The 11,284-nt window shown below is 50.2% G+C and carries 13 protein-coding genes; 1 reads left to right on the forward strand and 12 read right to left on the reverse strand.

Annotation, left to right across the window (positions count from 1 at the left end; genetic code table 11):
• Nucleotides 1-59 precede the first annotated feature (59 nt).
• The 9 genes from ccmI to ccmA form a co-directional block, all read right to left on the reverse strand.
• Nucleotides 60-1,277 carry a c-type cytochrome biogenesis protein CcmI gene (ccmI, locus tag ACY2RR_RS13265; protein WP_490108632.1) on the reverse strand — a complete coding sequence of 406 codons (1,218 nt, stop codon included), beginning with the start codon at nt 1,275-1,277 and terminating at the stop codon, nt 60-62.
• A complete protein-coding gene (locus tag ACY2RR_RS13270; protein WP_490108633.1) occupies nt 1,274-1,786 on the reverse strand; it encodes a cytochrome c-type biogenesis protein in 513 nt (170 codons plus the stop codon). The genes ccmI and ACY2RR_RS13270 overlap by 4 nt, the downstream gene beginning before the upstream one ends.
• A complete protein-coding gene (locus ACY2RR_RS13275) occupies nt 1,783-2,319 on the reverse strand; it encodes a DsbE family thiol:disulfide interchange protein (RefSeq protein ID WP_490108634.1) in 537 nt (178 codons plus the stop codon). Before ACY2RR_RS13275 ends, ACY2RR_RS13270 begins: the two co-directional genes overlap by 4 nt.
• Nucleotides 2,320-2,331: 12 nt before the next feature.
• On the reverse strand, nt 2,332-4,320 hold the full coding sequence (locus ACY2RR_RS13280) for a heme lyase CcmF/NrfE family subunit (protein WP_490108635.1): 1,989 nt from the start codon (nt 4,318-4,320) through the stop codon (nt 2,332-2,334).
• A gap of 2 nt (nt 4,321-4,322) precedes the next feature.
• Nucleotides 4,323-4,790 carry a cytochrome c maturation protein CcmE gene (ccmE, locus tag ACY2RR_RS13285; RefSeq protein ID WP_490108636.1) on the reverse strand — a complete coding sequence of 156 codons (468 nt, stop codon included), beginning with the start codon at nt 4,788-4,790 and terminating at the stop codon, nt 4,323-4,325.
• Nucleotides 4,790-4,993, reverse strand: coding sequence for a heme exporter protein CcmD (gene ccmD / locus ACY2RR_RS13290; RefSeq protein WP_490108637.1), 204 nt, complete (start codon nt 4,991-4,993; stop codon nt 4,790-4,792). Before ccmD ends, ccmE begins: the two co-directional genes overlap by 1 nt.
• Nucleotides 4,994-5,737, reverse strand: coding sequence for a heme ABC transporter permease (locus ACY2RR_RS13295; protein ID WP_490108638.1), 744 nt, complete (start codon nt 5,735-5,737; stop codon nt 4,994-4,996).
• Nucleotides 5,738-5,876: 139 nt separating this feature from the next.
• Nucleotides 5,877-6,554, reverse strand: coding sequence for a heme exporter protein CcmB (gene ccmB, locus ACY2RR_RS13300; protein ID WP_490108639.1), 678 nt, complete (start codon nt 6,552-6,554; stop codon nt 5,877-5,879).
• Nucleotides 6,551-7,186, reverse strand: a complete 636-nt coding sequence (ccmA, locus tag ACY2RR_RS13305; protein WP_490108640.1) for a cytochrome c biogenesis heme-transporting ATPase CcmA — start codon at nt 7,184-7,186, stop codon at nt 6,551-6,553. Before ccmA ends, ccmB begins: the two co-directional genes overlap by 4 nt.
• A gap of 159 nt (nt 7,187-7,345) precedes the next feature.
• Between ccmA and ACY2RR_RS13310 the strand changes: the two genes are divergently transcribed.
• Nucleotides 7,346-8,956 carry a heparin lyase I family protein gene (locus ACY2RR_RS13310; protein WP_490108641.1) on the forward strand — a complete coding sequence of 537 codons (1,611 nt, stop codon included), beginning with the start codon at nt 7,346-7,348 and terminating at the stop codon, nt 8,954-8,956.
• Nucleotides 8,957-8,970: 14 nt separating this feature from the next.
• On the opposite strand, the gene ACY2RR_RS13315 is transcribed toward ACY2RR_RS13310, so the two are convergent.
• The 3 genes from ACY2RR_RS13315 to ACY2RR_RS13325 form a co-directional block, all read right to left on the reverse strand.
• Nucleotides 8,971-9,444, reverse strand: coding sequence for a rhodanese-like domain-containing protein (locus ACY2RR_RS13315; RefSeq protein WP_490108642.1), 474 nt, complete (start codon nt 9,442-9,444; stop codon nt 8,971-8,973).
• A gap of 79 nt (nt 9,445-9,523) precedes the next feature.
• Nucleotides 9,524-10,261 carry an RNA polymerase sigma factor FliA gene (locus tag ACY2RR_RS13320; protein WP_490108643.1) on the reverse strand — a complete coding sequence of 246 codons (738 nt, stop codon included), beginning with the start codon at nt 10,259-10,261 and terminating at the stop codon, nt 9,524-9,526.
• Nucleotides 10,262-10,263: 2 nt separating this feature from the next.
• Nucleotides 10,264-11,076, reverse strand: coding sequence for a P-loop NTPase (locus ACY2RR_RS13325; protein ID WP_490108644.1), 813 nt, complete (start codon nt 11,074-11,076; stop codon nt 10,264-10,266).
• Nucleotides 11,077-11,284: the final 208 nt, after the last annotated feature.

The raw sequence follows: 11,284 nt of genomic DNA on the forward strand, positions 1-11,284 counted from the left end.
ATGCAACTCCCTCCGGTAACGGTATGTTTCAAAAAACATCAACGTTCCCTGGAAACGCCTTAGGCATCTCCGGGAACAACCACCAGATTGGTCAGTGAACCGGAGCCTACTTCAACATTTTCGGCCTTGGCCTCGTAGTCCGGCTGCATCACATTACCGGTCAGGGAAACCCTTACAACCACATCAACTTTCTGCTGGTTGGTCAGGGTTACGCCAGCCATCATGGCCTGGGCATCTCCCAACTCAAAGGTTCCCGGCAGATCAGCAACTGTCAGCGGCAGAATTACCAGAGGCATTGGAGAACCGACACTGCGGGCATAGAGGAAAACCTGGGCAGAGTCTGGAATTTCTTCCAGCGCCTTGTCCAGAGAAACATTCACCTTAAGAGACACACCAGCTTCCGCCGTTTGTTGTTGCTCAGGCTCAATGCCCAATTCATTCTGGGCGCGAGCAATACCAGAAGCCAGAGCTTCACGAGCCGCAGGGTCCGTGGTTAAGCCCAGCAGGGTTTTCCAGGCCTTGATCGCTTCAGGGAAGTTTCCAGATTCAAAGGCAGAAATACCGGCAAGACCAAGAGCCGTGGTGTTTTCTGGCTCAACATTCAGTGCCTGCCTGATCAATAGATCAACCCTTGGTGTCATTTGGCTATCGTTAGCCATATAAAGAGCCTGCGCCTGCTGCGCCAGAGGCTCTGCCTGCTGACCACCAGTCTGCTTCACTATCACACCGTAGTGCTGAGCTGCATCTTCGAAACGCCCGGAAGACATATAGAAGCCAGCCAGAACAAAGCGGGTCTGAAAGTCTTCCGGCCACTCTTCAACAATTCGCTCCATACCTGCCAGACCTTCAGCAGAGTTATGGGCTTTGGAGAGTTCTTCCAAGGCTGCGGTCTGACGCAGCTGATCACTGGCACCAAGCTGGAAATAAAGCCCAATGGCAAGAAAAGGTATAAACCCAGCGAGCACCAGTGGTGCGATCAAGCTGCCCCGGCTACTTTTCTGATCTGCCTGCAAGCCTTCCAGATCTGACAGAAGGCTTCGCTCCAGTTCAGATTTCTGGTTATCAAATTCTTCCTGAGTCAGCTGCCTGGAAGAAAGCCGTGTTTTTAGTTCAGCTAGTTGATCCTGACGAAGTTTCAGATTGACTTGCTCCTGATCCAGCTCATCAGCCGGTATCGGGTTCCGGCGAAAATGCATCAGCGGCAGGCAAATAAACATTAATGCCAGAACAATAAGAACAACCGCACCAACCCAGAACAGAGTTACAGTTTCACTCATGACTGTCTCCCTGTTTTATCAGACATTTGGTTGTCACCATCCAGCATCTGACGAACCTTCATCAGTTTTTCTTCATCAATATCATCAACCAGTTCACCTGGTTGTTTCTGACGTCGTGAACGAACAACGACCGTAATCAGAATCAGCAGACCCACAACACCAAAAGCAATAGGCCCGTACCAGAGCCACTGAGTTTTACCGGTAGTTTTAGGGCGATAGAGAACAAACTCACCGTAACGATCCACCATAAAATCAATCACCTGATCATCGGTAGCTCCGTCTTCCAGCTGTTGAAAGATCAGGCGACGTAGGTCGTTTGCAATAGGTGCATTAGAATCACCAATACTCTGGCCGTCACACTTTGGGCAACGCAGTTCTTTAACCAGAACCTTGTAACGTTCCTGAGTCGCTGCATCGTCGAAGGTAAAGGTGTCGATAGCAGCAAAAGTCATGGCGGAAAACAGTGACGCCGCAACCAGTACTACCCATGAAGAGGCACGTTTATTCATAGCTGCCCCTCTTTTTTCAGTTCAGCAAGAAGTGGTTCGAAAACATCACTCCAGACACGGGCATTGATATCGCCTTCGTGCTTGTAGCGAATCACGCCAAACTTATCGACCAGAAATGTTTCAGGAGCGCCGCGCACTCCCAGATCAATACCCAGCCGGCCATCAGCATCCACAAAATTGGCAGCATAAGGATTGCCCAGCTCATCCAGCCAGGCGCGGGCCTTATCATCCTGATCTTTGTAGTTCATACCAAAGATCACCACGCCCTTTTCAGACAACTCCATCAAATAGGGATGTTCGGCATAACAGGTTGGGCACCAGGTGCCCCAAACATTGACCAGAGAAACCTGACCTTTCAAAGAGTCCTGAGTCATAGACTCCCCAGGCTTTTCAAGCACAGGGAGAGAAAACTCAGGAAATGGCTTGGACACCAGCGCTGAAGGAACAGAATCATCCAGCGACAGCCCACGGAAGAACAGAACACCCAGTCCAAGCAGCCCCAGCAATGGTAAAAGCAGTAATACGCGTCTCATTCACACACCGAGTTAACTGGTTATCATTTCTTGTGTTGATAGTGCTGCCTTCGCAGTCTTACGACGACGCACAGGCATACGGTAACGCTTGTCCAATGCGGCAAGCACACCGCCCAGAGACATCAGAATCGCCCCCAGCCAGATCCAGCGAACAAAGGCCTTAATCTGCACCCGCACAGCCCAGGCTCCATTACCAAGATCTTCACCCAGTGCTGCATACAGATCACGGTACAAGCCTGGATCGATTGCAGCGTCAGTCATAATCGAACCGCGAACGTTATAGCTGCGCTTTTCCGGATGCATAACTGCAACTTCACGACCATCTCTGAGAACTCTCAGGGTTCCGTAATCAGAGATGTAGTTTGGTCCACGGACTTTTTTCACACCGTCAAAGCGGAATTCGTAGCTGCCCAGAGTGACAGTATCACCGGGCTCCATTCGCAGGTCTTTTTCAACGCTGTCCATGGATACCATCAGAACACCAACCATAGCCACAGCCAGACCAAGATGAGCCAGATGCATTCCCCAAACACTGCGGGGAACAGACTTCAGACCTTCCAGCAGAGAGTCTTTATTACGGCAGCGATTCAGAATGGCTTTCAGGGAAGCAAGAACGACCCAGAACACCAGCGACATCACCACAAAGGTACGTACTTCGAAAGAGTCGCCATCAACAAACGCCACCACCAGCCCAAGAGCCAGAGCAACAATCGCAGACCAGCGCAGCTGCTGCATCAGGTAACCAGTAGTATTATCTTTCCAGCGAGCGATTACGCCAACGCCAAGAGTCAGTGCCAGCAACAGGGACATAGGAACAAACGAAGCGTTAAAGAACGGAGGTCCTACGGAAATCTTACCCATACCCAAAGCATCAATGGCCAGAGGGTACAAAGTCCCAAGCAGAACCATGGCACAGGCGCTGACCAGAATAATATTGTTAATCAGCAGGAAGGTTTCGAGAGACAACATTGAGAAGCCACTCTTACTCTTCACCACTGGTGCACGAAGCGCAAACAGTAGTAAGGAACTGCCAACAACAACTATCAGGAATGCCAGAATAAATGCGCCACGAGCAGGATCAGAAGCAAAGGCATGCACCGATGTCAGCACCCCGGAGCGAACCAGGAAAGTTCCCAGCAAACTAAGCGAAAACGCACTGATAGCCAACAGAACCGTCCAGCTCTTGAACAGGCCACGTTTTTCAGAAACCGCCAGAGAGTGAATCAGTGCGGTACCTACAAGCCACGGCATAAAGGATGCGTTTTCAACCGGATCCCAGAACCACCAGCCGCCCCAACCAAGTTCGTAGTAAGCCCACCAGCTACCCAGAGCAATACCCAATGTCAGGAACACCCAGGAAACCACAGTCCATGGCCGGCTCCAGCGCGCCCATGCAGCATCGAGTCGCCCGCCCAGCAATGCTGCAATAGCGAAGGCAAAGGCAACAGCAAAACCTACATAACCCATATACAGCATGGGTGGGTGAACAATCAGGCCAAAGTCCTGCAACAAAGGATTGAGGTCACCACCATCGGGTGGCGCATAAGGCAGGATGCGGGTAAATGGATTAGAGGTCAGCAGTGTAAACAGCTGGAAACCAATACTGACCAGCCCCATAACAGACAACACTCGTGCCAGAACAATCAGAGGAAGCCCGCGAGAAAAAATGGCAACAGCCAGAGTCCAGCCGCAGAGAATCAAAGCCCAAAGCAGCAGTGATCCTTCATGGCCACCCCATACCGCGCTGACCTTATAAACAGTCGGTAACTGACTATTCGAGTTGTTAGCCACATAAGCGACTGAAAAGTCGTCTGCGACAAATGCCTGCACCAACACCAGAAACGCCAGCAGCATAAATACAAACTGCCCGGCTGCCAGAGGGCGAGCCAAAGCCTGCCAGCTACGCTGGCCGGTAAAAGTACCGGCCAACGGCAGAATCCCCAGCAATACCGCCAGACAGAGTGACAGTATCAGGGAGAGTTGCCCAAGTTCAGGAATCATGGCTATTTCTCCGCATCCGGAGCGCTGTCATAAGCCTTTTCCGGCTTATGAACCTTGTCGATAGCATCCTGGACTTCAGGAGGCATATAGTTCTCATCATGCTTGGCGAGAACTTCATCGGCATGGAATTCACCTTTCTCGTCCAGCTTACCTGTAGCGACAATGCCCTGCCCTTCACGGAACAGGTCGGGAAGAATGCCATCAAAATGAACAGTAACTATGCCGCCGCCGTCGGTGATCTGGAAGCTGACTTTCAGGCTGTCATCAGCGCGCTTTACCGAGCCAGGCACAACCAGGCCACCGCCGCGAATTCGGCTGCCTGCTGGTGCTTCACCCTGCTGCATCTGAGCAGGTGAGAAGTAGAGATTAATATTCTCCTGTAATGCAGTCAGAGCCAGGCCAATGGCAATCGCAACCCCACAGGCAATAAAAAGAAGCAGCATCAGACGCTGTTTACGTACCGCTTTCATTAGCGTCCCTCACGTTGTAATTGTTCATGGCGCATCTGCTCTCTGCGAGCATTGCGGCGAATAGCATCCGCTGTTTTACGTCCCTGAAAGATAGGCGTGAACAGATTCCACGCCAGAACACTGAGACCAATCCCGTAAGCTGCCCAGACATAGGGGCCATGGCCTCCCATGGTCAGCAGTTCATTAATACTGTCAAAATACATTCAGGACTTTGCCCCCAGCAAACCACGGACCCAGGACGTTCGCTGCTCACGACTGATAATTTCAGCTCTTATCCTGAGCAGGAAAACGAAAAGACAAAACAGATAGAAGCCTGCAATGGAAATAAGCAGAGGCACCAACATCTCCAGAGCCATGGACGGTCTCTCTGTCATCTTGATAGTTGCGCCCTGATGAAGGGTGTTCCACCAGTCCACAGAAAACTTAATGATGGGAATATTCACCAAACCAACCATAGCCAGAATCGCGCAAGCCCGGGAAGCCGTTTCCTTACTGTCAAACGCTTCACGAAGAGCAACAAGCCCCAGATAAAGGAACAGCAGAATCAGCATAGAGGTTAATCGGGCATCCCATACCCACCAGGTTCCCCAGGTTGGTTTCCCCCAGATAGAACCGGTAATCAAAGCCAGCGCACAGAATGATGCACCTATAGGAGCTAGGCAGCTGACGGCCATATCAGCTAGTTTGATCTTCCAGATGTAACCAATACCGGCAGTGATTGCCAGACCAACATAAACAGTCATAGCCAGAGAGGCTGACGGAACATGCAGGAAAATAATCCGGTAGCTGTTCCCCTGAAGATAGTCGGGAGGGGTAAACAGAAGACCCCAGGTCAAGCCAGTGGCAATACATCCCAGAGCCAGAATCCCTACCCAAGGCAGGCACTTACCGCTGAAATCATAAAACCATTTTGGCGATGACATTCGATGGAAAAAGGTCCACTTCATAGCCAGACAGAGCCACCCCTTTAAGTATTTGTCGCTATTCTAAGGCTTTGGCGCTTTGAGTCCATACCGGTATTTCCAGAAGCGCCACAAACTTTTTGTATTAGTTGATACTGATCAATAAATACTCAACCACTAACAATTACCCACTAATACTTACTCTGAGCGAGGCAGATATAGCCAGTGGAGCAAAGGTAATCCCCAATACCAGCAACACTCCTTGCCACATCAAATGCCCACTCCAGGCCATTTCACTCACTGCAGCATCAATCCCGCCAGTGCCAAGAATCAGCACAGGAATATAGAGAGGAAGAGTAAGCAGGGAAAGTAAGATACCCCCTTTACGCAAGCCGACAGTCAAACCTGCACCAATAGCGCCTATAAGACTTAACAAAGGCGTGCCCAATATAAGCGTGGCAACAATGGCAGGCAGAGCATCAACGGGCAAGCCAAACATAATGGCCAGCACTGGTGAAAGCAGCGTTAGAGGTAAGCCGGTGACCAGCCAGTGACTGGTTACCTTCGCCATGGCGATCATCCACAGTGGCTGCGGCCCCAGCATAAGCTGTTCTAGGGAACCATCTTCAAAATCGGAACGGAACAGGCTGTCCATCGCCAGAAGGTTAGCCAGAAGCGCAGATACCCAGATCACACCACCGCCCATAACCAGAAGAGTGTCTGGATCAGGCCCAACTCCCAGAGGAAACAGCGTAGCGACCAGCATAAAGAAAATCAGGGGATTAATAAGATCCCCCCTGTTGCGAAACGCCAGGTTCAGATCCCGCTTTAAGACAACCATTACACCTTGGGAGACACTCATTGTTTTTCTCCCAGAACCAGTTGGCGGAAGCCGGAATATTCCACATTCATTTCATGGTGAGTAGTCATCATCACTAAACCACCAGCACTGGCATGATCCACCAAGGTTTGCTCAAGCTCGGCTACTCCCAGTTTATCTATGGCAGTAAACGGCTCATCGAGAATCCAGAGTTTCTGCTTAGCCAAAAACAGGCGGGCCAACGCTACACGACGATTCTGGCCAGCAGAAAGCTGATAACAGGGAACATCCTCATAACCACGGAGCTTTACCTTCTCCAAAACTTCCCAGATTTCTTCCCGGGTTAATGTACGGTGCAGTCCCATGGCCCATTGAAGGTTTTCTTCCGGAGTCATGGTGGATTTCACGCCGGGCTGATGCCCCATATAAAGGAGAGAGGATTGAAAGCCAGGCCGATCTTGCTCAACCGGTTGATCACACCAGTTAATCTGCCCGCGAAAATCCAGTGACAGCCCTGCAATAACCCGCATAAGGGTTGTTTTGCCCGCCCCGTTTGGGCCAGAAATTTGAAGAATTTCACCCGCCGACAGCGTGAAATCCAAAGATTCAAAGAGGATGCGTTCATCGCGTTCACATGTCAGCCCGGAGACAGACAGGAAGGGAAGCTGAGACAAACCGATATTCCAGACCAGATAAAAACCAGCGCTACTATATTACGGTTCAAACTAATCTACTACGGTTTCTGCAGTTGTTTTAGGGAAACAGCATCTCTAAGAAAACACCTTTAAAAGCCGATACGCCCGGTAACAGATGACCGACACAGGTAAAGGTCTATGATCCGGACGCTATTGATTTCCTTCAGCGCACTGCTTGCAGTAAATACTCAGGCTGCCGCTATTCCAGCAACCTCGCAAAAGCCAAACTCAGTAGTTTGTCGCGCTGACATCGATAATCCCCGAGGAGAGATTGAGCAGCGCTTATTTATTGGTTCGGAATACGCCGACTCAAGCTGCCGGATCAGTAAGCAGATGGTGCCTGTTAGCGATGGTCAGGCTTCCGGAAAAATGACCGTTACAGAAATCGATACAGGCAATGACCAAGTCAATATCCGCATCGATGGCAGTGGCGAAGAAGGTTGGCTGAGCAGTTGTTTCATTGGCTCAGAGGAGCACAATCAGTTCAAAGGATACTATGACCGGAAACTGCAGTTCATAAGAGACCGAGAGCTGATCTACAAACATTGCGCAGGCAGAGCGCAAACTGGAACGCTGAATAACTACCGTTTTAAAATTCGTCTGGATCAGATCCCCTCCGATGATGAACATCTGATACTTGCCCGATGGAAGGGTACTCCTGACAGCGACCGTCATATGCTGGCTGGCAAATATCGAGGAAGCGTCTGGCTGAAAGAAGGCACAGATTACATTTCTCTTATCCAACAGGGTGCAACTTTTGAGACAACCGGTTTCGACCCGCTGACTCTGGAAATTCGTGATGGTTTCCTTGCCCTCATTGCCCGCTCCGACTCTGGACCCCTGACCCTTGAACAGAGCTGTGACTTTAAAGATCTGCGCAAAACATCCATTGGCGATTCGAGAAAGTGTCAAGGGAAAGGCAAAGTCACTCTGGTTCATAAAGTCAAAGCGGACCAGGTTTTAAAGCGGAATGAGTGGACTTCCATGACCGTAAGAGCCGTATGGTCAAAATATGATGGTATTCGCCCGATTCCCGGCAAAGTTTTCTGGTTCATCAACCGAAAGTCCGTCGTTCTTTGGAAAGGCGACGTGGGCAGAAATGACAACATTGGCCCCTACTTCACTCTGGGCGCTGAGTTAACCAAAGGTAATGACCCGATTGAGATTTCCTACAAAGATATTGGCTTCAGGCATAACCTGATCGGATACAATGTAAACCTGATTAAAAACCCGAACAACTATGGTCGCTACGAGAACACTTGGAAAAGCGATAGCCGCCACAACCGCTCAGGCGGCCCTTATCTTCACAACAGAGTGAAATGGGGGTATGGCGGTGCAGCAACAGGCTTCTTTGCTACGCCTTATTACAACGTATCTCGTTATCAAGAGATTGATATCGGTCGTTTCTTTGAAAGCAACCGGGGAAAAAGCAAATCCGTTCCCCGTATTCTTGTCGGACAACAGTTCAATCGCACCTACTGCGGCAATGACAAATACAGCCTGACTGTGACTTTACTGGACGGAAACCGGCAGGTTATCGACCGTTGGACAACCGGCCCAAAGATCGTCAAAGGTCCTTGTCAGTGGGGTGGAGATCAGAAGTGGATCACAGAAACCCATGTATTTAAGAACTATAAGCGACTTCCCAAATACATCCGCTTCAGCGACAGCGGTAAAGACAGCGAATACTGGGCTGGCTATTACGGAAGCCGGATGCGGGAAGCGACTGTTATCATCGAGCAGAAATAACGAAACACGAACTCTTATCTGGGAGCGGACTGCATAATCGCTGCTTCCAGTGCACTGCTTTTTTGGGCTTTGGCTACCGGAAGATCAGTTGCCAGCCAGGAAAAGTAACCATCCCGATAAAAGTAAACGTTCTCATACCCCCAGGATGCTGCCATATAGGTGGCCAACGCGCCACGCATGGTATGAGGGCCATTACTGTAAATCACTACCGGGTGATCTTTCTTGATAAAGCCGGGGTGCCGAAGCAAGCCAAAGGTTGAACGCAAATCAAAGTGATGCGCTCCCTGGATGTGCCCCCACTGCCACTTCTGCCGGTTACGAACATCTATAAAGGTGGCACCACTGCGAAAGAGCTCCTGAGCCTGAGTCGTGGTAATAGTTTCAGCCCCATTGATTGATTCTGGTGCTTCTTTGGCATTAACAACTCCTGCCAAACCAAGCCACGAAACAAGAACCCCAAACACCGCCCAGGTATTTCTATACGACATTGCAACCTCCCTGTTACATGTCACGACTTTCAGAACATCTTTCCCAGCATCTGAGTTGTAACAACCTGAAAACCGGAAATCATTTCCAGTTTTGCAGGCGTCCACGCAACCGTAATGCAGCCTGACTATGAATCTGGCTGACCCGGGATTCACTCACTCCCAGCAGTTTGCCAATTTCTTTCAGGTTCAGTTCTTTATCGTAGTACAGGGTAAGCACAAGCTGCTCTCTTTCTGGTAAAGACTTGATGGCATTCATCAGAGCATTGCGGAATTTCTCATCGTACAAATCAGCATCTGGCGTACAACCATCACCCGGGCGCTGAAAACGGGACTCTTCGCTGTCGAACATATCTTCAAAGCTGAACAATCGGCAGCCTTTCAGGTCTTTAACCATGTTGAAGTAATCATCGAGAGATACATCCAGTTCTGCAGCCACTTCCGCATCACGGGCATCTCTACCCACACGGGCCTCAACAATTTGTGTGGCCTCACTCACCCGACGGGAGTTTCTGTAAACGGATCGGGGGCCCCAGTCACCACGGCGAATTTCATCCAGCATGGCGCCACGAATACGAATACCGGCGAAGGTTTCAAAACTTGCGCCCTTTTCCGCATCATATTTTCCGGCGGCTTCCAGCAAACCAACCATGCCAGCCTGTACAAGGTCATCAACCTGAACACTGGCGGGCATTCTGGCAGACAAATGTCGTGCAATCCGTTTCACCAGATTGGCATGTTTCTCAACGATTTCGACCTGATAAAGATGTTTACGATTGCTTTCATCATTATCACTGGCATTGTGAACAAGCGCTTCCATGCTTACATGCCCCCTGCATTAACAGTCTGTTCAAGGAAAAAGGTCATACCACCAGCAACCGGGCTGCTGATGCGTCGACGATCCAGTGTTTCCGCCAGCATTTGCAGTGCTCTGGCAGTACGGGATTCCGGGCGGGTTTCCAGAATGGTCTGGAAGTTCTGACAACACTTCGCCACATCTTGATCAAACGGCACCTGTCCACAGTGACGAAGAACAAGGTCCTGTTCAAAATCCAGACGTTGCTGAAGAGTTTCAACGAGAGTGTGACCTTCACGCTGACGGCGGGTCATATTTGTGAGAATGCCGAACTGCTGAATTCCACAATGTCCGCGCAATGCTTTTATATAATCAGCGGTATCTGCCTGTGACAGAGGGTCAGGAGTCATAACCACCAGCAGCTCACCGGCAGCCTGAATCAATTGCAAATCATTCGCGGACAAGCCACCGGCTGTATCGATCAGCAGGTAGTCAACATCACCGGCCAGAACATCAATGGCATTAATCAGCCCAGAAAGACGACCATGACAAAGTGCTGCCATATCAGGCTCACTTCGGCTTCCGGGAATAATCCGAACACCACCAGGGCCTTCAATCAGGGTTTCAGTAATGTCGCACCGGCCAGCCAGCACATCAGCGACAGACTTTTCCGGTTGAACGCCAGCCAGCAGTTCAATATTGGCGAGGCCAAAGTCGGCATCCAGAATAACGACCCTACGCCCCATCCGGGACAGCGCCTCGGCAAGGTTCAGGGTTAGAAAGCTCTTCCCTGAGCCTCCCTTCCCACTGGCAATAGCAATTACTCTTGCGGGTTTCACATCCATAGTCCTTTACGGTCCGCTCTATTGTTGGATCTTTGCGCCATCCTTGGCGCGCATACCCTAGGTATTGCAGCGACCGTGCCAACTTGGACCTTTCTGTTAAAAATTCATCACAAAACCATAACCAACTGTTTTATAAGAAAAATAACAAAGATAAATAAATCCGCTGTCGTACAGCATAGGGAGACTATCTTTCGATTTTCTC

The sequence above is a fragment of the Parendozoicomonas sp. 2304DJ65-17 genome (assembly GCF_058148445.1).

What these genes read in the sequence shown, in the direction of transcription:
- ccmI (WP_490108632.1), bottom strand. Translation starts at nt 1,277, where the DNA reads ATGAGTGAAACTGTAACTCTGTTCTGGGTTGGTGCGGTTGTTCTTATT.
- ACY2RR_RS13270 (WP_490108633.1), bottom strand. Translation starts at nt 1,786, where the DNA reads ATGAATAAACGTGCCTCTTCATGGGTAGTACTGGTTGCGGCGTCACTG.
- ACY2RR_RS13275 (WP_490108634.1), bottom strand. Translation starts at nt 2,319, where the DNA reads ATGAGACGCGTATTACTGCTTTTACCATTGCTGGGGCTGCTTGGACTG.
- ACY2RR_RS13280 (WP_490108635.1), bottom strand. Translation starts at nt 4,320, where the DNA reads ATGATTCCTGAACTTGGGCAACTCTCCCTGATACTGTCACTCTGTCTG.
- ccmE (WP_490108636.1), bottom strand. Translation starts at nt 4,790, where the DNA reads ATGAAAGCGGTACGTAAACAGCGTCTGATGCTGCTTCTTTTTATTGCC.
- ccmD (WP_490108637.1), bottom strand. Translation starts at nt 4,993, where the DNA reads ATGTATTTTGACAGTATTAATGAACTGCTGACCATGGGAGGCCATGGC.
- ACY2RR_RS13295 (WP_490108638.1), bottom strand. Translation starts at nt 5,737, where the DNA reads ATGAAGTGGACCTTTTTCCATCGAATGTCATCGCCAAAATGGTTTTAT.
- ccmB (WP_490108639.1), bottom strand. Translation starts at nt 6,554, where the DNA reads ATGAGTGTCTCCCAAGGTGTAATGGTTGTCTTAAAGCGGGATCTGAAC.
- ACY2RR_RS13310 (WP_490108641.1), top strand. Translation starts at nt 7,346, where the DNA reads ATGATCCGGACGCTATTGATTTCCTTCAGCGCACTGCTTGCAGTAAAT.
- ACY2RR_RS13315 (WP_490108642.1), bottom strand. Translation starts at nt 9,444, where the DNA reads ATGTCGTATAGAAATACCTGGGCGGTGTTTGGGGTTCTTGTTTCGTGG.
- ACY2RR_RS13320 (WP_490108643.1), bottom strand. Translation starts at nt 10,261, where the DNA reads ATGGAAGCGCTTGTTCACAATGCCAGTGATAATGATGAAAGCAATCGT.